Consider the following 19,773-nt stretch of genomic DNA (forward strand, 5'->3'; position numbering starts at 1 on the left):
GTGGGCACTCCGCCAGTCATCGCCGTCGTCGGTCCCACCGGTTCCGGCAAATCGGACCTCGCCGTCAGCCTTGCCCTGGAGCTGGACGGCGAAGTCATCAACGCTGACGCCATGCAGTTCTACCGCGGCATGGACATCGGAACGGCAAAAGTCACCGTGGCGGAGCGCAGGGGAGTCCCGCACCATCTCCTGGACATCCTGGAGGTGACGCAGGAAGCGAGCGTCTCGGACTTCCAGCAGCAGGCCCGGCAGCTCATCGACGAAATCCATGCCCGCGGAAAACGGGCCATCCTGGCCGGCGGGTCCGGGCTCTACGTCCGGGCCGCGCTGGATGTCCTGGACTTTCCGGGCACCGACCCACAGCTGAGGCAGCAGCTCGAAGCGGACCTTGCCACCACCGGCACCGCGGCCATGCTGGCCAGGCTGCGGGCCGTGGACCCGGTCTCGGCAGGCCGGCTCTCCGATGACCGGCGCATCATCCGGGCACTGGAAGTCCACCAGCTCACCGGCCGCCCTTTCAGCTCCTTCATGCCCCGCCGCGAGTACGTCCACCCCGCCGTGCAGGTGGGCCTCGCGGTGGACCGGGACATACTACGGGAACGCCTGGCCCTGCGGGTGCACGCGATGGTGGACAAGGGGCTGCTGGCCGAAGTCCGCCGGCTGGACGCCCAGGGCCTCCGCCACGGCAAGACAGCATCCCGCGCCCTCGGCTACTCCCAGTTCCTGCAGGTCATCGACGGTGAAGCGACCGTCGCAGAGGCCGCGGAAAGCACCATCGTGGCCACCCGCCAGTTCGCCCGCCGCCAGCTCACCTGGTTCGGGGCGGACCCCCGGATCAGCTGGCTGGACTGGCAGGACCCGCAACTGGTGGAGCGTGCCGCGGACCTCTGCCGCTGACGGGTTCCAGCCGGCGCTTCAGTGCCGGGCAGCCGGTTTCGGGCCTGCCGCAGCCGGCCGGTAACCTTGGAAGCATGGACGCAACCCTCGCAGAGACCACCGGCCCCGCCTTCCGCACGCTGGGCGGGCTGCGCTTTTCGAAGGGGCATGGTACGGGCAACGATTTTGTCCTGGTGGCTGATCCCGAGGGGGAGCGCACCATCACCGCGGGCCAGGTGGCTGGCCTGTGCGACCGGCACCGCGGCATTGGCGGAGACGGCCTGATCCGGGCGGTTCCCTCCCGCCTGCTCCCCGAAGGCCGCGACCTGCTGGCCACGGTCCCCGAGGCCGAGTGGTTCATGGACTACCGGAACGCCGACGGCTCCCTGTCCGAAATGTGCGGCAACGGTGTCCGTGTCTTCGTCCACTTTCTCCGGGCCGAAGGCCTGATCGACCTTCCCGACGGCGGTGCACTGACCATCGGCACCCGCGGCGGGGCCAAGACCGTGGTCCGTACGGGGGACGAGTACGCCGTGGACATGGGCCCCTGGGAGTTCATCTTCCCCGGTAAAGCCACAGCCAAAGCCATGGATTCGCTGGTCACCGCGGACGGGCTGGAGGTCCCGCGGCCCGCGCTGTCCGTCAGCATGGGCAACCCGCACACCGTTGTGGCCCTCGCAGAACTCTCCGAACTCGCGGGGACCCGGCTCTTCACGGCACCCACCGTCGAACCCATTCCTGCCAACGGCACCAACGTGGAGTTCGTTGTCCCGGCTGAACCGCTCGTCCACGACGGCGTTGGTTCAGTCACCATGCGCGTCCACGAGCGGGGTGTCGGCGAGACCCAGTCCTGCGGAACGGGAGCCTGTGCTGCCGCCGTCGCCATCCGCCACTGGGCCGGCGCAGAGGCTCCGGACACCTGGCGGGTCCACGTGCCAGGCGGGGTAGTAGGCGTGAAATTCTTCGCCGGACCGGCCGGCCACGAGCATGTGGAACTCAGCGGCCCGGCCGTCATCGTGGCTACCGGGACTCTTTCCTGACTTTCAGGATGCGGAAGGACTTGGACGTGGACTCGCGGGTCACCCTGAAGGAATGGTCCAGCTCCCCGGCGAGCCAGCGCTGGAGGGAATCCGAGCCCAGGTTCTTCTGAACCACCAGCCACGCAGATCCACCGGGCGCGAGCCGCGGCAGCCACAGTTTCAGCAGCGAGTGAAGCTCGTCCTTGCCGATCCTGATAGGCGGATTCGACCAAATCGTGTCAAACCTTAGGTCCGGATCAACTGCGTCGGGCGTGCTGGCCACAACGTTCGCCAGCCCGAGAGCGGCAGCATTTTCATTTGTCAGCGTGATGCAGCGTTCGTTCACGTCCACGGCGTACACATGTGCGTGCGGGGCACGCAGCGCCATGGTGAGCGCGATGGGTCCCCAGCCGCAGCCGATGTCCAGCAGATTACCGGTGGGCGCGGGCGCCGGAACCTCAGCCAGGAGGACCGCCGTCCCCTTATCGATGCCGTCAGGGCTGAAGATGCCGCTGGAAGTCTGCAGCCTGCGGGTTTCGCCGGCGAGCTCTACTGTGAGGGGCTTTCTGGTGAAGGGGCCGGCGGGGGATGCGCTGAAATAGTGTGCGGACTCCATAACTGGCCAGAGTAGTTCCCCTTGCAGCGTAAAGGGAAACTGCGGACGCGGGGCCTCTGCTATGGTGGAGGGCATGTTCCTGATCTTCGAGTAGCCGGGACGGGCACCGCCCGTCCCGCAGTCCGTCCTCCAGCGACGGCCAGTCCCACGGCGACGCAGGTTTTCATCACCTTCCGCTTGTGCACCGGACCAGACCCAACATGTCTGTTCCGGCAGCCGGACAATACTCGAAAGTCAGCATCCGCTGGTCTTCTCGCCGATTCTCCGGCACGTTCCCGCTCCGCCGCCTTCCGTGATGCGGCACCCGCGCCCGCGGCCGCCTTCGGCCCGCCGGCGCCCAACATCCCAGGAGAACTGCATGACCGCAGGCCGTCAGCCCAGCGCGAATACTTCCCCACAGACCAGCAATCGGCACTATTCTGGAACTGCCGAATCTTCAAAGGAGACCATGACCAGCCAGCCCAACACCGGATCCGAACCAGCCGCCCAGGACATGAGCCCTGCGGAAATCCAGGCTGTGATCGACCGGATTCTCTCCAAGGACGTACCGGCCAGGAATCTCAGCACGCCCCGCGGAGAAGAACGCGGCAACGGCAAGCCCGTGCTGGGTGCGGCACAGGCCATCTCCCGCCTGGACGAAGAGCACACCACGTTCGACGGCGACCAGCAGGACCTTGAGGAACGCCGCGCCCTCCGGCGCACCGCCGGCCTCTCCACCGAACTGGAAGACGTCACCGAGGTCGAATACCGCCAGCTGCGCCTGGAGCGCGTGGTCCTGGCCGGGCTCTGGTCCGAGGGAACCCTTGCCGACGCCGAAAACTCGCTCCGCGAGCTTGCGGCACTTGCCGAGACAGCCGGTTCAGAGGTGCTGGACGGCCTGGTGCAGCGCCGGGACAAGCCGGATCCCGGTACGTTTCTGGGCTCCGGAAAAGCCCAGGAACTCAAGGACATCGTGATGTCCACCGGCGCGGATACCGTGATCGTCGACGCCGAACTTGCCCCGTCCCAGCGGCGCGGGCTTGAAGACATCGTCAAGGTCAAGGTGATCGACCGCACTGCCCTGATCCTGGACATCTTCGCCCAGCACGCCAAGAGCCGGGAAGGCAAGGCACAGGTTGAGCTCGCGCAGCTCGAATACCTGCTTCCCCGCCTCCGCGGCTGGGGTGAGTCGATGTCCCGCCAGGCCGGTGGCCAGGTGGGTGGCGCGGCCGCCGGCATGGGCTCCCGCGGCCCCGGTGAGACGAAGATCGAACTGGACCGCCGGCGGATCCGCACCCGCATGGCCAAGCTGCGGCGCGAAATCGCCGCGATGAAGCCGGCCCGCGAAACCAAGCGCGCCAACCGCCGTCGTAATGCCGTTCCCTCCGTGGCCATCGCCGGGTACACCAACGCCGGGAAGTCTTCCCTGCTGAACCGCCTGACGGACGCGGGCGTGCTGGTCGAAAACGCCCTGTTCGCCACGCTGGACCCCACGGTGCGCAAGGCCGAAACGGCGGACGGTCTGGGGTACACCCTGGCGGATACGGTCGGTTTTGTCCGGTCCCTGCCCACCCAACTGGTGGAGGCCTTCCGTTCCACGCTGGAGGAGGTGGCTGACGCCGACCTCATCCTGCACGTTGTGGATGCCTCGCACCCGGATCCCGAAGGCCAGATTGCTGCCGTCCGCAAGGTCTTCAGCGAGGTGGATGCGCGCAAGATCCCGGAGATCATCGTGCTGAACAAGGCCGACGCAGCGGACCCCTTCGTGGTGGAGCGGCTGAAGCAGCGCGAGCCGCGCCACGTGGTGGTTTCGGCGCGTACCGGAGAGGGGATCGCGGAACTGCTCCGCGTAATCAGCGAATCCATCCCGCGGCCCAGCGTCAAGATGGAACTGCTCCTTCCATACAACCGCGGCGACCTGCTCAGCAAACTGCACGACTCCGACGCTGAAATCATCAGCCTTGACCACGTCGAGGCAGGTACCCGGGCCGTCGTCATGGTGCGGGAAGGCCTAGCGGCCGAACTGGAACCCTTCGCCGCGAATGACTGACCTCGTGGCCGGCGAAGCCACGGAAACGGCCGGCGGGCAGTTCGCCATCGAGCTGCTCGACCGGGCCGTTGCCGCCATGGGCGGGCAGAGCCGCACCGGGCAGCACGAAATGGCCAGGCAGGTGGCGCGCGCCATCGAAACGGGGAACCACCTGCTGGTACAGGCGGGAACCGGCACCGGCAAGTCCCTCGCGTACCTGGTTCCGCTGATTGCCCACGCCCTCGAAAGCAACAAGCCTGCCCTGGTTTCCACCGCCACGCTGGCACTGCAGACGCAGATCGTGGGCCGGGACCTGCCACGTCTCCTCAAGGCGATCACTCCTGCCCTGGAGCGGCCGGTGAAGGTGGCACTGGTCAAGGGCCGTTCCAACTACGTCTGCCGGCACAAGCTCGAAGGCGGGTTCCCTTCGGAGGAGCCCGCCGAGGGGCAGCTGTTTTCGCTGGGGGAGGACACCAGTGTTCCCCATTTTGCCGCAACGGTCGGCGGTCCCGCCTCGCAGCTTGGCAAGGAGGTGGTGCGGCTGCGCGAGTGGGCGGAGAAGACCGCCACCGGCGACCGCGACGAACTCCTTCCCGGTGTGACCGACCGCGCTTGGCGGCAGGTCTCGGTGACCTCGGTGGAATGCCTGGGTTCACAGAAGTGCCCCCTGGCTGCGGAATGCTTCAGCGAGCTGGCACGCCAGGACGCGGCAGAGGCCGACGTCGTGGTCACCAACCACGCCATGCTGGCTGTCAGCGCCTTCGAAGGGCTGGCCGTCCTGCCAGAGTATGACGTTGTGGTGGTGGACGAGGCCCACGAGCTGCAGGACCGGGTCACGGGAGCCGTCTCCGGCCAGCTCTCCGTGGCCATGGTCCACGCCGCCGCCTCCAGCGCGCGGAAGCACACGGCCATCACCGTGGACGCCCTCAACGCCGCCGCCGCCAACCTCGAACTGGCCCTCGCGGGCGCGCCGAACGGGCTGCTGCCCAACGGCCTGAACGACGAACAGCTGGACTGCATCGACCAGCTGCGTGAGGCCTGCCGCGCGGCGCTGTCCGATTCCAAGGGGGACAGCAGCACGACGCCCGACGGCGGGAGGCAGCTTGCGCGGTCCCGCCTGATGCTCATCCTGGAATTGTGCGAGCGGCTGCTTGCGGCCCGGGACAACAGGGAAGTGGTGTGGTTCTCGCGCGCCAGTTCCTTCGACCCCGGCCAGGGGTATTCGCAGCCCGACGAGTCCGCGCCCGTGCTGGTCAACATCGCGCCGCTGTCCGTGGCAGGCCGGCTGCGGGAGGGCCTCTTTGCCGATCACACCGTGATCCTGACATCCGCCACCCTGGCCATCGGATCAGCGTTCGAGCCCGCCGCCGGGGGTCTCGGCCTGGTGGGAGACGGCGCCCCCAGCTGGACCGGCGTGGACGTGGGCTCGCCCTTCGACTACCCGAAGCAGGGCATCCTGTACGTTGCCGGCCACCTGCCCAAACCGGGCCGGGGAGCATCGCCGGAATCGCTGGCCGAACTGGAGGCGCTCATCCGCGCATCCCGCGGCGGGGCGCTCTGCCTGTTCTCCTCACGGCGGGCCGCCGAGGAAGCAGCTGAGGCGCTTCGCCCCAAGCTCGGTGTGACAGTCCTTTGCCAGGGCGATTCCACTATGACGGCCCTGGTCAAGCAATTCGCCGACGAACCGGACACCTGCCTGTTCGGAACCATGTCCCTGTGGCAGGGAGTAGACGTCCCCGGCGGATCGTGCCGGCTGGTGGTCATCGACCGCATTCCGTTCCCGCGGCCCGACGATCCGCTCATGACGGCGCGGTCCCGTGCGGTGGCGCAGGCGGGCGGCAACGGGTTCATGTCGGTGTCCGCCACCCATGCCGCCATCCGGCTGGCCCAGGGGGCAGGCCGCCTGATCCGGTCCACCGGCGACAAGGGAGTGGTTGCGGTGCTGGATTCACGCCTTGCCACCGAGCGCTACGCCGGGTTCCTGCGGGGGGCTCTGCCCCCGTTCTGGGCCACGACGAACCGGAAGACAGCGGTAGCAGCTCTTGAGCGCCTGGCCGCGGAGGCCCACTGACAGACGGCACCCTCCCGTGAAAGGGGAAGGTGCCGTCTTTTTCGAACTATAAAGTTGTTGGTCCTGCTCTCCCTTAGAGCGAGCGCAGGACCGAGACCACTTTGCCCATGATGGTGGCGTGGTCGCCAAGAATCGGTTCGTACTGGGTGTTCTGCGGGAGCAGCCAGGTATGGCCGTCACGCTGGCGGAAGGTCTTGACCGTGGCCTCATCGTCCAGGAGCGCCGCCACGATATCGCCGTTGGCGGCATCCGCCTGGCGCCGCACCACCACCCAGTCACCGTCGCAGATGGCGGCGTCCACCATGGAATCGCCCGCCACCCGAAGCATGAACAGCTCGCCCTGTCCCACCAGCTGGCGGGGGAGCGGCATGACGTCCTCCACCAGTTGGTCGGCCAGGATGGGACCGCCGGCGGCGATCCGGCCGACCAGTGGCACCATGGCGGTGTCCACTGCGGTGGGCAGCTCCGTTACTGTGGCACCCGCGTCCTGGGGCAGCGAAACCGAAGGACCGCCGGTCTTTGCGGGTCCGCCATCCAGTGTGAGAGGCGTGAGTACCTCCATGGCCCGGGGCCGCTTCGGATCCCGCCGGAGGTAGCCCAGCTTCTCCAGTTGTGAGAGCTGGTGGGTGACGCTGGACAGGCTGGCCAGACCCACAGTGTCGCCAATTTCGCGCATCGAGGGCGGGTAGCCGTTCTCGTTGACCGAGCGCTGGATGGTTTCCAGAATTTTCTTCTGCCGCGGCGTGAGCCCCTTCGCGGCCCTTTTCGGCTGCGAGGCTGCCCTGCCCCCGGTGGCTGCTGCTGCCATATTCGCCAATGCCTTTCGGTTGCCACCGGGCTTTCCAAGGCTCCGGACTGGGTGACTTGCCCTTTTGTCAGACCCCGCTGATCAGCTTCAAGGGTGGTTGTTTCCTGTTTCAAAGCTAGGCCAGCCACTTTGCTTTTTCAAACATTTGTTCTAGCGAGTCTCGACATTGTTCGTTGATAGGTGCTAAAACTGGAGAGGCAAAAGTTCGAATATGTGTTCTAGTCAAGTGCACGGTATTCGAAAACCGTTCGAATGCGAAAGCCGGAATGTCAGTGGTGCCGGGCAGGCTGGACCTCGTAAAGCAGGGAGTCGCCAGTCCCCGCCCCCAGGCGGAGAACGCACCAAGGCATTAGAGGCACTAACAGCAGTACCGGCACTACAGGCACCACAGCACGATTTTTCCCCGGCAGCACAGGATGGTCCAGGAGGACTCAGACATGTCAGCTATATCCGCTTCGCAGGCAAACGCTCCGCAGGCCTCTGCCCGGCAGGCTTTGCAGCACGCCACGCCCGGAACCCCGGGGGGCCCGGCGCCCCTGCCTCCCCTTCGCCTGACCCGGCGGGGAAAGATCGTCCTGATCGGTATCCCGCTTGTGCTGCTGGCGGCCCTGCTGCTGTCCCTGGCAGGGTTCTTTAACTCGCCGGCCAAGGCCTCCGACACTGCTGAAGACCTCACGGTGACCCCCACGGTGACCGTTACAGTCCAGTCCGGACAGTCGTTGTGGTCCATCGCTGGAACTGTCGCCCCCGACCGTGATGCCCGGGACGTGGTTGCCGACATCGTCCAGCTGAATAACCTCCCTGCAGGGGCGGTCTTGCCCGGCCAGCAGTTGTACGTCCCCACCAGCTGAGGCAGCGTCCGCCCCAACATGCGCCGGGTGCGGCCTTGCCGCAGGCCGCACGCCCAGCGCGAACACCGGCTGTCACATTTTCCGGTCTCCGGGACGGCCACTAAACTGTTCAGGTGAATGACCAGCTAGAGCGTCTGAACCGGCTTCCCCTCCGCAGCAACCTCCGCGGGCTGACCCCCTACGGGGCGCCCCAGCTGGATGTCCCCATCCTCCTGAACGTCAACGAAAACTCGCACGGCGTTCCGGCTGACGTCAGGGCCGCCATCACCGCAGCCGTGGCCGAGGCCGCCACCAGCCTCAACCGGTATCCGGACAGGGAGTTCACCGAGCTCCGCCGGGCGCTGGCAGAGTATCTGGGCCACGGACTGGACGAGTCCAACCTGTGGGCCGCCAACGGTTCCAATGAAGTGCTCCAGCAGATCCTCCAGGCTTTCGGTGGTCCCGGCCGCACAGCGCTTGGCTTCCCGCCCACCTATTCCATGTATCCGCTGCTGGCCAGCGGAACGGACACCGGATACATCAAGGGCGAACGCGCCGGCGATTACGGGCTGAGCGCCGAATCCGCGGCCCGCCAGGTGAAGGAACTCCAGCCCAACATCGTCTTCCTCTGCTCACCCAACAACCCCACCGGCACCGGTCTCGAGCTGGATGTGGTGGAAGCCGTTTACGAGGCCGGAGCAGCAAGCCAAACCATCGTCATTGTGGACGAGGCCTACCACGAGTTCGCCCACGACGGCACCCCCAGCGCATTGACCCTCCTGCCCGGACGGGAGCGGCTGATCGTTTCCCGCACCATGAGCAAGGCGTTTGCCCTCGCGGGTGCACGACTCGGCTACATGGCGGCAGCCCCCGAAGTCACGGATGCCCTGCGCCTGGTCCGCCTGCCTTACCACCTGTCCGCCGTCACGCAGGCAACAGCCCTGGCGGCCCTGCAGCACCGCGAAGCCCTCATGGCCGACGTCGAAGACATCAAGAAGCAGCGCGACCGCATCGTCACCGAACTGACGCGGCTGGGACTCAAGCCCGCAGCCTCGGACTCCAACTTCGTCTTCTTCGGCGGCCTGGAGAACCCCCGCCAGGTCTGGCAGGAGCTGCTGGATGCCGGCGTGCTGATCCGCGACGTCGGGATCCCCGGCCACCTCCGCGTCACGGCAGGAACTGAGAGCGAAACCACAGCATTCCTCACCGCCCTGGAAAGCATCCTTGCCAGTCAGGCCGCGCTTCCCGCCTAGACTTGAAGTACCGGCGCTGGACGCCGTGCCACACTCCTTCTCCCGCAAAAAGGACACCTGACCATGAGTTCCACCGGATCGAACACGGCCGCGGCCCGGACCGCGCGCATGGAGCGCGCCACCAGTGAGTCGTCCGTGCTCGTGGAGATAAACCTCGACGGTACCGGCGTCTCGGACATCGACACGTCCGTGCCCTTCTACGACCACATGCTCACGGCGCTCTGCAAGCACTCGCTCATCGACATGACGGTCAAGGCCACCGGGGACATCCACATCGATGTCCACCACACCGTGGAAGACGTGGCCATCACGTTCGGTGAGGTGCTGCGCACGGCGCTGGGGAACAAGGCGGGGATCCGCCGGTTCGGCGAAGCCACCGTTCCCCTTGACGAGGCACTGGCCCACGCGGTCGTGGACGTGTCAGGCCGGCCCTACCTTGTGCACGGCGGCGAGCCTGCGGGCCAGGAGTACCACCTGATCGGCGGCCACTTCACTGGCTCCCTGACCCGCCACGTCTTCGAGGCGATCACCCTGCACGCCGGCATCTGCCTGCACATGAACGTCATCGCTGGCCGCGACCCGCACCACATCGTGGAGGCCCAGTTCAAGGCGTTCGCGCGCGCCCTGCGGGCAGCCGTGGAACCGGACCCCCGGGTGGAAGGCATCCCCTCCACCAAGGGTGCCCTGTGAGCGGCCAGGTCCTGAAGGACGGCGCAATTATCGATCCGTCCGCCAGCCGGAAGCTGCCTTCCCCTGAAGGAAAGCCCACCGTCACGGTGCTGGACTACGGTTCGGGGAACGTCCGCTCGGCCGTGCGTGCTTTGGAACGGGCCGGCGCCGAGGTAGTGCTCAGCGCCAAGCCCGAGGACGTCCTGAACGCTGACGGCCTGGTGGTCCCCGGCGTCGGCGCCTTCGAAACCGTCATGCGCGAACTGAAGGCCGTCGACGGCATCCGCCTCATCGGACGCCGGGTTGCCGGGGGCAAGCCCGTCCTCGGTATCTGCGTCGGCCTCCAGGTGCTCTTCGAGGCAGGCGTGGAACACGGCACGGAGGCAGAAGGCATCGGGGAGTGGCCCGGCAAGGTGGAACTCCTGCCCGCCGATGTGGTGCCGCACATGGGCTGGAACACCGTCAAGGTACCGGAAGGCTCGAAGCTCTTTGCCGGCGTCGAGAACGAACGCTTCTACTTCGTGCATTCCTACGGTGTGCAGCAATGGAACTTCGACGTCATCCAGCCGCGCATGGCGCCGCCCCTGGTCACCTGGTCCGAGCATGGTGCCCCGTTCATCGCCGCCGTCGAAAACGGCCCGCTTTGCGCCACGCAGTTCCACCCCGAGAAGTCAGGGGATGCCGGCGCACGCCTGCTGCGGAACTGGGTGGAGGCCCTGCACCGGCCCGCGGCCCAGCCTGCCTCCGGCAGCCAGCCGGACCCGGCCGGCGGTCCCGCCTAGATGTGGTCCATTGTCCTGATGGGGCTGGCCGGCCTGCTGGTAGGCGGAGCCCTGTCCTTCCGGCAGCAGCACAAGCCGCTGTGGACACAGATATCGTTCTACGTCCTGGCGGGCATGTCCCTGCTGGCCGCCTACCTGCTGACGCTGCCGGCAACCTGAACGCGCCCCGCCAACCCCCGCACCCAACCCTGAGGAAGAACATGACCACCGCAAACGATCTGCCGGTCCTTGAACTGCTGCCCGCCGTCGACGTCGTGAACGGGCAGGCCGTCCGGCTGGTCCAGGGGGAAGCGGGCAGCGAGACGAGTTACGGCACACCGCTGGAGGCCGCCACCAACTGGCAGCAGCAGGGTGCCGAATGGGTGCACCTGGTGGACCTGGACGCGGCCTTTGGCCGGGGGTCCAACGCCGAGCTGCTGCGGGAAGTGGTAGGCCGGCTGGACATCAAGGTGGAACTCTCCGGCGGTCTGCGCGACGACGAATCCCTTGAGGCCGCCCTTGGCCTCGGCGTAGCCCGCGTCAACCTCGGCACCGCCGCGCTGGAAAATCCTGAATGGACCCGGCGGGTCATTGAGCGCTTCGGCGACAAGATCGCCGTCGGCCTTGACGTCCGCGGAACCACCCTCGCAGGGCGTGGCTGGACCAAGGAAGGCGGGGACCTCTGGGAGGTCCTGGACCGGCTCGAGGACGCCGGCTGCGCAAGGTATGTCGTCACGGACGTCACCAAGGATGGAACGCTGCAGGGCCCCAACGTGGAACTGCTGCGCCAGATGGTGGAGAAGACGGGGAAGCCTGTGGTGGCCTCCGGCGGCATCTCCAGCCTGGACGACCTGAAGGTGCTGCGCTCCCTGGTTCCCCTCGGCGTCGAAGGCGCCATTGTGGGCAAGGCACTCTACGCGGGCGCCTTCACGCTGCCCGAAGCCCTCGACGTCGCCGGCCGCCGCTAGGCCGCGGACAGCACGGAAGCAGCCGTATGGCCAGCGAACCAGGGACACCCCCGCCACGCCAACTGCCCGGGCACATTGCTGCCGCGCTGGCGGGCGCCGGGGGAGCAACGGATTCGGCAGGCAGGCCGTGGGCCGGCCGCAGCCTCGCCGGTGACGACGCGAAGATCCACAACTTCGAGGACGACGACGGAACGGCCGACGCCGGCTACCTCACCGCGGTGGCCGACCTCCGGGCAGGCACGGGCAGCGAATCGTCCGTCGTCGCATCCCTCGCCACGGCACGCGTCTTCATCCCCATCGTGGCCCAGCTGGCCGAAGAGGAAGAGTCGTCCCATGGCCTGCAGGCCGACAAGCAGGCGGACATGGCCCTGGTCACGCTGAAAGCCGCGGACGGCAGGACCGCCATGCCCGCCTTTACGTCGGCCGCGGCGCTTTCCGCCTGGCACCCCGAGGCCCGCCCCGTCGCCGTCTATGCCGCTCGTGCGGCACTGTCCGCAGTGGCCGAGGGCGCGGAACTCCTGGTGCTGGACCCGGGCGCCGACGTAACTTTCGTGGTCCGCCGGCCCGCAGTCTGGGCCCTTGCCCAGCAGCAGGACTGGGTTCCCTCGTACCTGGACGCGGGCCTTGCCGAAGAAATGGGACGGGCGGCAGGCAGCTTCCCTGCAGTCCGCCGGATCGAATTGCTGCCCGGCAGGGGAGTGGCGGCGCGAGCGGCTGACGGGACAGCCATTCCGGGCGGCGGAGCCGGACCCGAACTGCAGGTGGTCCTCTACCTCGAAGACGGCCTTGACGCTGCCGGCGTCCAGCAGCTGGTGGCCGGACTCCAGGCGGAGTGGTCGCGGAATGTATTGTTTGGGGAGCGCGTCGACTCAATCGAGATCAAGCTGCGGCGCGCAGCAGAGTAGCCGGCAGCCAGGCGGGATGATCCCCGGTCCGCTGCGGCAGACGTAAGGACCACCTCGTGAATTTCGCCCTCTACCGGGAGCTGCTGGCCGTCCGGCCCATCCGGAGGCTGCTCCTCGTGGGCATGATTGCCCGGATACCCCACTCGGCCGCCGGCGTGCTGCTGACCCTCCATATCGTCCTGACGCTCGGGCAGGGGTACGCTGCCGCCGGTGCCGCGGCCGCGGTCATGACCATCGGAATCGCCCTGGGCGCCCCTTGGCGTGGCCGCAGGGTGGACACCGCCGGGCTGCGTAAAGCTCTGGTCCCGTCCGTCATCTCCGAGGCAGTGATCTGGTCCATCGTCCCTCACGTGTCCTACCAGTGGCTCCTCCCGCTGGTCTTCGTGGGCGGCCTGCTGACCCTTCCCATCTTCAGCGTGGTGCGCCAGTCCCTCGGCGTGCTGGCCGACGGCGACCAGCGGCGAACCGCCTACGCCCTTGACGCGATCACCACCGAAATGGTGTTCATGATTGGACCGGCCGCCGGTGCGGTGGTCGCCACCGGCGGCTTCACCACGGCCGGCCTGACGGTCGTGGGCCTGGCGACGTCGCTGGCGGGGCTTTTCCTGATCTGGTTCAACCCGCCCACCCGCAGCCCGGAACAGGCACCAGGACAAAAGGAAGAGAGCGAGGCTGACCAGCGCCATGCAGCAGAGGCTGCCATGGTGGCCGCTGCCCCGGCCCACCTGCAGGAAGCGGCCGCCGAACTGGGTCCTGCCGCCTCGCGGGCGCCGTCCGGCCTCCGCGGCAAGGTCAGCCACAACTTCGCCTGGTTCACGGCAACCGTGGCTGCGCTTTTCGCCGTCGCCGCGGGCGCCGGAATGGTCCTCAGCGGCACCGACGTCGGCATCGTGGCAGCCCTGGAAACAGGGGGCCGGCAGAGCGAGATCGGCATCGTCTTCCTGTTCTGGTGCGCGGCCTCGGTGGTGGGAGGGCTGTTGTACGGTGCCATGCACCGGCCGGTGCCACCGATCCTCCTGCTGCTCGGCATGGCCGCCCTCACCATCCCCATGGGGTTTGCCTCGGACACCTGGACGCTGGCACTGCTGTCCGTCCTGCCGGGGCTTCTGTGCGCTCCGGTGCTGTCCGCGGCCTCGGAGAAGGTGGCGGACCTCGTTTCCGAGGAACGCCGCGGCGAGGCAATGGGCTGGTACGGCTCAGCCCTCACCGCGGGCGTCGCGCTCGGCTCGCCGCTCGCCGGGGTGTTCATCGACGTTATGGGCTCCTCCGGCGGCTTCGTGTCCGTGGGAGTCGCCGGCGTGGTCCTCTGCCTGGTGGGCCTGGTCCTCCAGCTGCGCCGCCGGAAGGCTGCGGCCTGAGCCGCCCCCTATTTCTCCCCCCGGGTTTTTGTCCAGATATGGTGATTTCCGGGGCCTGCAGGTCGACTTATCTGGACGAAAACTCCTGGGAACGACGACGGCGGGCCGGCCCCGGAAGGTCGGCCCGCCGTCGCGGTTTGCCGGGAGTGTGCTGCCTTAGTTGACGGCCCCCGTGTACTTCTCGCCCGGACCCTTGCCCGGGGCATCCGGGATCAGGGACTCTTCGCGGAAAGCAAGCTGGAGCGAGCGCAGCCCGTCGCGCAAGGGTCCTGCGTGCTGCGAACCGATCTCCGGTGCAGCGGCAGTCACCAGGCCCGCCAGGGCAGTGATCAGCTTGCGCGCCTCGTCCAGGTCCTTCAGCTCCGCGGCGTTTTCCTCGGCGGCAAGGCCAAGCTTGACCGCGGCGGCGCTCATCAGGTGGACAGCGGCGGTGGTGATGACCTCGATGGCCGGCACTTCGGAAATATCCCGGATCTGTTGGGAGACATCGGCGCCGGAGCCGGCGGAGTCGAAAACGTATGAATTACTGTCTGGCGTGCTCATACTGGTAAGCTTGACACAGACCAACTGGATGTCGTTATTTCAAAGACCAGGTTCCCACCGGCGCTTTCCGGCGCTGACGGGAATTTTTTCTGTAGAATGGCATGCAGTTTGCAAGCGGAGTTCTCTCCCACCCGCGTCAGCCGCTGTTCCAAAGGTTCACCAGAACACTTCCGGAACTCAAGGTTGCCGGGTACTGGTTGGGCATGGCCCCGGTGGACGCCGGAACCATGCATGCGGTCCCCTTGTGGGGCTTGCATGTACCAGCCGCCAAGAGGCCTTCGATTGCTCCGGCAATTGGGGGCCTTCTCTATTTGCCGGATTCCACAACAAAAACAGGAGCTTTAACATTAGCGAGCCAAGAATCAATGAGCGTATCCGCGTCCCCGAGGTGCGGCTGGTCGGCCCTGCAGGTGAACAGGTAGGCATCGTCCGTATCGAGGATGCCCTGCGTCTGGCTGCCGAGTCCGACCTTGATCTCGTTGAAGTTGCACCTCAGGCGAAGCCTCCGGTGTGCAAGCTGATGGACTTCGGCAAGTACAAGTACGAGGCCGCGGTCAAGGCACGTGAAGCCCGGAAGAACCAGACGAACACCGTTCTGAAGGAAATCCGTTTCCGCCTGAAGATCGACACCCACGACTACGAGACCAAGCGCGGACACGCATTGCGCTTCCTCGGTGCCGGGGACAAGGTCAAAGCCATGATTCAGTTCCGTGGCCGCGAGCAGCAGCGCCCGGAAATGGGTATCCGCCTGCTCCAGCGCTTTGCCGACGACGTCGCCGAGGTCGGCGTAGTCGAGTCCAGCCCCCGCATCGACGGCCGGAACATGGTCATGGTGGTCGGCCCGCTGAAGAACAAGGCTGAAGCCAAGGCCGAGGCGCGCCGCGCAACGCAGCGTGCGGAAGCGAAGGCGCAGAACGAAGCCAAGGCAGCCGGCCGGATCGACGTTTCCGGCCAGGACCAGGCACCCATGACGCAGTCACTGGCCGACCTGCTGCCTGAAGGTTTCACGACGTCGACTGAAGCGGAAGCACCCGCCGAAGCTCCGGAGCAGACGCTGGCCCCCGCCGTCGAGCCTGCAGCCGCAGCCGAAGCACCCGCGGAAACTCCGGAAGCACCCCAGGAGGAGGCCCCCAAGCAGGAGGCCCCCAAGCAGGAGGCTCCGAAGCAGGAAGCCCCCAAGCAGGAGGCTCCGAAGCGGGAAGCCCCCAAGGCTGCCGTGCCGGCTCCCAAGCCGGCAGCAACGGAAAAGTCTGAGGCTGCTCCGGCGGCTGCGGCTCCCAAACCGGCAGCTGTTCCTGCGCCGCCGAAGCCGGTGGCCAGGCCTGCGGCGCCGAAGCCTGCTGCACGCCCTGCCCCCAAGGCAGTGCCGAAGCCGGCTGGCAAGAAGACCACTTAGTTCACAGCTGCCGTAGGTTCCGCCCGACGGCCGACACCAACCAGCATGCCGCCCTTCACAGGGCGGCTGCGTGATAGAGCTGCAGGCATAGCCTGCGGAAACGTAAGGAGATCGGTTCCCATGCCGAAGATGAAGACCCACAGTGGTGCTAAGAAGCGCTTCAAGCTGACCGGCAGCGGCAAGCTGCGCCGCCAGCAGGCTAACCGCCGCCACTACCTGGAGCACAAGTCCAGCCGTCTGACCCGCCGCCTTGCCGGCGACAAGATCGTCTTCAAGGGTGACGCCAAGGTCATCCGGAAGATGCTCGGCATCTAATTTCCAAGTTCTTTGGCTGGCACTGACTGGTGCCGGCCACCTGTAAAAAAGCCTTCTCAGGCCGCCGGAACTCCGGCAGTAGATGCTTGGGATCAGATTTTGAAGGAGTACGCACGTGGCACGTGTGAAGAGGGCGGTCAACGCCCACAAGAAGCGCCGGGTTGTCCTTGAACGGGCGAAGGGCTACCGCGGACAGCGGTCGCGCCTCTACCGCAAGGCCAAAGAGCAGCTGCTGCACTCGTTTGTGTACAGCTACGGCGACCGCAAGAAGAAGAAGGGCGACTTCCGCCGCCTCTGGATCCAGCGCATCAACGCTGCCTCCCGTGCGAACGGCCTGACCTACAACCGCCTGATCCAGGGCCTGAAGGCTGCTGAGGTTGAGGTTGATCGCCGCATGCTTGCAGAGCTGGCTGTCTCCGACGCCAACGCTTTCGCTGCGCTGGTCCAGGTCGCCAAGGACTCGCTGCCGGCCGACACCTCCGCCAAGAAGGTTGTTGCTGCTAAGTAGCAGTCCTCCCCGCCTCAGGGGCAGTTCAGGAACCGGTGGCAGCAGCCACTAGAGTTCTTCTATGAACAAAACCGGGCGCCCGCAAGACTTTCCACTGTCCAACCCCCGAGCTGATCGGGTCAGGGACGTGGCAAAGCTTGCAGGGCGCCCGGCCCGTTTAAAGCGTGGGCACTTCCTGGCCGAGGGGCCGCAGGCCGTGCGCGAGGCGTTGAAACTGCACCAGGAGCGCCTTGCCGCAGGAGCCCCTGGCGTGGTCTCCGAGGTGTTCGCCAGCGAGGCATGTCTGGACCGCTTTCCGGAATTCGAGGAGCTGGCCGCGGGAACCAACGCCCGTCTCGCCACGGACGAGGTCCTTGCCGCGATGGCGGACACTGTCAACCCGCAGGGCATCATCGCCGTGTGCCGCTTCCTGGACGTGGCACTGGAAGACGTGCTCGACGCCGGGCCCCGCCTGATCGCCGTGCTCTGCCAGGTCCGCGACCCGGGGAACGCTGGAACAGTCCTGCGGGCGGCCGACTCGGCCGGTGCCGACGCAGTTGTCCTCACCGCTTCCAGCGTGGACATCTACAATCCCAAGGCCGTCCGCTCGACAGCCGGTTCCCTGTTCCATCTGCCGGTGGTGCTGGGGGCGGATGCTGCAGCAGTTGCTGCGGCCTGCAAGGCCAGGGGGATCGGCATCCTGGCTGCTGACGGTTATGGCACTCTGAACCTGGACGCGCTGCAGGACGAGAACGCCAGGCGCAGGCTTACCGGTGCCGGTCCGGAATCCGCGTACGACCTTGCTGCACCCACCGCCTGGTTGTTCGGCAACGAAGCGCAGGGACTCTCCCCGGACGAGCTGGCACTGGCTGACCACCGGGTTGCCGTTCCCGTTTACGGTGCTGCGGAAAGCCTTAACCTGGGCACCGCCGCCACAGTGTGCCTCTACGCGAGTGCGCGTTCACAGCAGCCGGCCGCAGTCACCACCTGACGTTCGGGGTCCCCACCTGATCCTGGTGCTTTGGGGGCATGCCGGGCACAAGTAAAGGCCCCGGAAACGTCCGGGGCCCTTGGTGCCAATGAACTTCACTTGACGGGACGCATCAGGGTGCGCGGGTGGCCTTCCCGCGTCCGGTGATGGCCCCGTAGATGCCGGCAACAACAAGGCCGCCGACGATAGCGAGAATCCAGGTGCCGAGGTCAAAGAAGGCCAGATCGCCCCGGTTGAACACGAGGCTGCCGATCCAGCCGCCAACGATGGCGCCCACAACGCCCAGTACCAGGCTGGTGACCCAACCGCCGCCGACCCGTCCGGGCATGACCGCCTTGACGATGGCACCTACGATGAGGCCGAGAATAATCCAAGCAAGAAAACCCATGTCTCCTCCTTACGGTTACCGGGATTTAATCGTCCCGATGAGCCTCAAGCTAACATAACGGCCCCTTGATGTCAGCAGGATTAGGGCCACTTCCGGCGCCCGCTTGAATCTGCCCTACGGGCGCCGGGAGTCCATTGGAGCCCGTTCATGGGGCACGGGGTGGAGGCTGTTCCGTGACCTTGCCAGTGGGGCCAGGATTGTGGGGAGTTCCCTTTCGGTTACGGCCGGGGCTCAGGCAGGCAAGGGCTTCCGGCGTTCCAGCATGCCGCTGAGAATGGCGACGCCGAGTCCCAGGATGGCGAGGACGGCACCAACCAGGGCCGGTGCCACGTAGCCCCAGCCCAGCGCGATGACCAGTCCGCCCAGGAAGGCACCCAGGGCATTGGCGACGTTCAGGGCGGCGTGGTTCAGGGACGACGCCAGCGAGGGGGCATCCGGGGATGCGTCCAGCAGCCGGGTCTGCAGGGCGGGGATCAGCATGGACCCGGACGCGCCCACCACGAACACCATGGCAAAGGCCGACCAAGGCCAGTGTGCGGCCACCGCATAGACCACCAGTGCCACTGAGATGGCGGGCAGCACCTTGTAGAGGGTTCCCATGACCGACTTGTCAGCGATCCGCCCGCCCACGATGTTTCCAGCCACCATGCCAAGCCCGTAGAGCGCCACCACCAAGGGAATCAGGGAGGACGGGATCCCGGCAACCAGGGTCATGGTGTGCGCAATGTACGTGTAGGTGGCAAAGAAGCCGCCGAATCCCACCACACCAATCAGGATGGCCAGCCACACCTGGAGCCGCTTCAGCGCACCGAGTTCCCGGATGATACTCGCGTCGGGGTGGGCGGCTTGGAACGGGACGAAGCGCCACATCAGGGCCAACGTCAGCAGCCCGATGAAGCCCACCAGGACAAAGAGCAGCCGCCAGCCGTAGGTCTGGCCCAACCAGGTGGCGAACGGCACGCCAACCACATTGGAAATGCTCAACCCCGCCATCACCATGGAGATGGCCCAGCCGCGCCTGGTGGGCGGAACCAGGGAGGCGGCGATGACCGCCGCCACGCCGAAAAAGGCGCCATGGGGCAGGCCGGCAGCGAAGCGGGACACCAGCATGGTCCCGTAGTCCGGTGCCAGGAAGGAGGTCAGGTTCGCCACGGTGAAGAACAGCATCAGGCCGAGGGCAAGATGCTTGCGAGGAAGCCTGGCACCCACGGCGGCGAGCAGGGGCGCCCCCACCACCACGCCCAGCGCGTAGGCGGAGATGAGGTGCCCGGCCTCGGGGGTGCTGATGCCCAGGCCCTGTTCCACTTCCTTCAGCAGGCCCATCATGGTGAATTCGGTGACGCCGATGCCCACGCCGCCCATGGCAAGGGCAATGATGGCCATGGCCAGGTTGGGGGAGGTGGTGGGGGCTGCCGTGGACGTGGAGAGGGCGCTGCTCATATGCCTGCTTTTCGAAAGGGGTTGCTGACGGAACTGGTGCTGCCACGGCGGTGGGGCGGGAAGGACGGGGT

The 19,773-nt window shown here is 66.8% G+C and carries 21 protein-coding genes; 16 read left to right on the forward strand and 5 right to left on the reverse strand.

What is annotated here, in order from left to right; translation table 11 throughout:
• Together miaA and dapF are read left to right on the forward strand one after the other, a co-directional pair.
• Nucleotides 1–897: a tRNA (adenosine(37)-N6)-dimethylallyltransferase MiaA gene (gene miaA, locus AC5RU7_RS06530; protein WP_494051580.1), complete on the forward strand. Its 897-nt coding sequence runs from the start codon at nt 1–3 to the stop codon at nt 895–897.
• A gap of 74 nt (nt 898–971) precedes the next feature.
• Entirely contained in the window at nt 972–1,916 is a 945-nt protein-coding gene (dapF, locus tag AC5RU7_RS06535) for a diaminopimelate epimerase (protein ID WP_494051581.1), read from the forward strand.
• Here the strand turns inward: dapF and AC5RU7_RS06540 are convergent.
• On the reverse strand, nt 1,897–2,511 hold the full coding sequence (locus AC5RU7_RS06540; protein ID WP_494051582.1) for a class I SAM-dependent methyltransferase: 615 nt from the start codon (nt 2,509–2,511) through the stop codon (nt 1,897–1,899). The two genes, dapF and AC5RU7_RS06540, sit on opposite strands and share 20 nt — an antisense overlap.
• Nucleotides 2,512–2,959: 448 nt before the next feature.
• Between AC5RU7_RS06540 and hflX the strand changes: the two genes are divergently transcribed.
• Both hflX and AC5RU7_RS06550 read left to right on the forward strand, forming a co-directional pair.
• On the forward strand, nt 2,960–4,540 hold the full coding sequence (gene hflX / locus AC5RU7_RS06545) for a GTPase HflX (RefSeq protein WP_494051583.1): 1,581 nt from the start codon (nt 2,960–2,962) through the stop codon (nt 4,538–4,540).
• Nucleotides 4,533–6,590, forward strand: a complete 2,058-nt coding sequence (locus AC5RU7_RS06550) for an ATP-dependent DNA helicase (protein WP_494051584.1) — start codon at nt 4,533–4,535, stop codon at nt 6,588–6,590. Before hflX ends, AC5RU7_RS06550 begins: the two co-directional genes overlap by 8 nt.
• A 73-nt stretch (nt 6,591–6,663) precedes the next feature.
• On the opposite strand, the gene lexA is transcribed toward AC5RU7_RS06550, so the two are convergent.
• Nucleotides 6,664–7,398 (reverse strand): transcriptional repressor LexA, encoded by a 735-nt coding sequence (lexA, locus tag AC5RU7_RS06555; protein WP_494051585.1) that lies wholly within the window; start codon nt 7,396–7,398, stop codon nt 6,664–6,666.
• A gap of 437 nt (nt 7,399–7,835) precedes the next feature.
• Between lexA and AC5RU7_RS06560 the strand changes: the two genes are divergently transcribed.
• From AC5RU7_RS06560 to AC5RU7_RS06595, 8 genes are all read left to right on the forward strand, one after another.
• A complete protein-coding gene (locus tag AC5RU7_RS06560) occupies nt 7,836–8,249 on the forward strand; it encodes a LysM peptidoglycan-binding domain-containing protein (protein ID WP_494051586.1) in 414 nt (137 codons plus the stop codon).
• A gap of 113 nt (nt 8,250–8,362) precedes the next feature.
• Nucleotides 8,363–9,481 carry a histidinol-phosphate transaminase gene (locus AC5RU7_RS06565; RefSeq protein WP_494051587.1) on the forward strand — a complete coding sequence of 373 codons (1,119 nt, stop codon included), beginning with the start codon at nt 8,363–8,365 and terminating at the stop codon, nt 9,479–9,481.
• 63 nt (nt 9,482–9,544) lie between these two features.
• Entirely contained in the window at nt 9,545–10,171 is a 627-nt protein-coding gene (gene hisB, locus AC5RU7_RS06570; RefSeq protein WP_133349866.1) for an imidazoleglycerol-phosphate dehydratase HisB, read from the forward strand.
• Nucleotides 10,168–10,932 carry an imidazole glycerol phosphate synthase subunit HisH gene (gene hisH, locus AC5RU7_RS06575; RefSeq protein ID WP_494051588.1) on the forward strand — a complete coding sequence of 255 codons (765 nt, stop codon included), beginning with the start codon at nt 10,168–10,170 and terminating at the stop codon, nt 10,930–10,932. The genes hisB and hisH overlap by 4 nt, the downstream gene beginning before the upstream one ends.
• Complete coding sequence (locus AC5RU7_RS06580; RefSeq protein WP_494010407.1) at nt 10,933–11,091, forward strand: hypothetical protein; 159 nt, start codon at nt 10,933–10,935, stop codon at nt 11,089–11,091. It begins immediately after the preceding gene.
• A gap of 41 nt (nt 11,092–11,132) precedes the next feature.
• Nucleotides 11,133–11,879 carry a bifunctional 1-(5-phosphoribosyl)-5-((5-phosphoribosylamino)methylideneamino)imidazole-4-carboxamide isomerase/phosphoribosylanthranilate isomerase PriA gene (gene priA / locus AC5RU7_RS06585; RefSeq protein WP_494051589.1) on the forward strand — a complete coding sequence of 249 codons (747 nt, stop codon included), beginning with the start codon at nt 11,133–11,135 and terminating at the stop codon, nt 11,877–11,879.
• Between the two features lie 26 nt (nt 11,880–11,905).
• The gene (locus tag AC5RU7_RS06590; RefSeq protein ID WP_494051590.1) at nt 11,906–12,784 is read left to right on the forward strand and encodes an SseB family protein; all 879 of its coding nucleotides are present in this window, start codon (nt 11,906–11,908) and stop codon (nt 12,782–12,784) included.
• Nucleotides 12,785–12,840: 56 nt separating this feature from the next.
• Nucleotides 12,841–14,142 (forward strand): MFS transporter, encoded by a 1,302-nt coding sequence (locus AC5RU7_RS06595; protein ID WP_494051591.1) that lies wholly within the window; start codon nt 12,841–12,843, stop codon nt 14,140–14,142.
• A gap of 156 nt (nt 14,143–14,298) precedes the next feature.
• Here the strand turns inward: AC5RU7_RS06595 and AC5RU7_RS06600 are convergent, their stop codons facing one another.
• A complete protein-coding gene (locus AC5RU7_RS06600; protein ID WP_009358637.1) occupies nt 14,299–14,685 on the reverse strand; it encodes a DUF1844 domain-containing protein in 387 nt (128 codons plus the stop codon).
• A 388-nt stretch (nt 14,686–15,073) separates the two neighbouring features.
• Between AC5RU7_RS06600 and infC the strand changes: the two genes are divergently transcribed.
• The 4 genes from infC to AC5RU7_RS06620 all read left to right on the forward strand — a co-directional run bounded on the left by infC (nt 15,074) and on the right by AC5RU7_RS06620 (nt 17,874).
• Nucleotides 15,074–16,081, forward strand: a complete 1,008-nt coding sequence (gene infC, locus AC5RU7_RS06605; protein ID WP_494051592.1) for a translation initiation factor IF-3 — start codon at nt 15,074–15,076, stop codon at nt 16,079–16,081.
• 120 nt (nt 16,082–16,201) lie between these two features.
• Entirely contained in the window at nt 16,202–16,396 is a 195-nt protein-coding gene (gene rpmI / locus AC5RU7_RS06610; RefSeq protein WP_009358635.1) for a 50S ribosomal protein L35, read from the forward strand.
• Nucleotides 16,397–16,511: 115 nt separating this feature from the next.
• On the forward strand, nt 16,512–16,904 hold the full coding sequence (rplT, locus tag AC5RU7_RS06615; protein WP_009358634.1) for a 50S ribosomal protein L20: 393 nt from the start codon (nt 16,512–16,514) through the stop codon (nt 16,902–16,904).
• 61 nt (nt 16,905–16,965) lie between these two features.
• Complete coding sequence (locus tag AC5RU7_RS06620) at nt 16,966–17,874, forward strand: TrmH family RNA methyltransferase (protein ID WP_494051593.1); 909 nt, start codon at nt 16,966–16,968, stop codon at nt 17,872–17,874.
• Between the two features lie 112 nt (nt 17,875–17,986).
• Here the strand turns inward: AC5RU7_RS06620 and AC5RU7_RS06625 are convergent, their stop codons facing one another.
• Both AC5RU7_RS06625 and AC5RU7_RS06630 read right to left on the reverse strand, forming a co-directional pair.
• Nucleotides 17,987–18,262 (reverse strand): GlsB/YeaQ/YmgE family stress response membrane protein, encoded by a 276-nt coding sequence (locus AC5RU7_RS06625; RefSeq protein ID WP_258805493.1) that lies wholly within the window; start codon nt 18,260–18,262, stop codon nt 17,987–17,989.
• Between the two features lie 231 nt (nt 18,263–18,493).
• Complete coding sequence (locus AC5RU7_RS06630) at nt 18,494–19,702, reverse strand: MFS transporter (protein ID WP_494051594.1); 1,209 nt, start codon at nt 19,700–19,702, stop codon at nt 18,494–18,496.
• Nucleotides 19,703–19,773: the final 71 nt, after the last annotated feature.

This window comes from Arthrobacter sp. K410C (assembly GCF_059090105.1).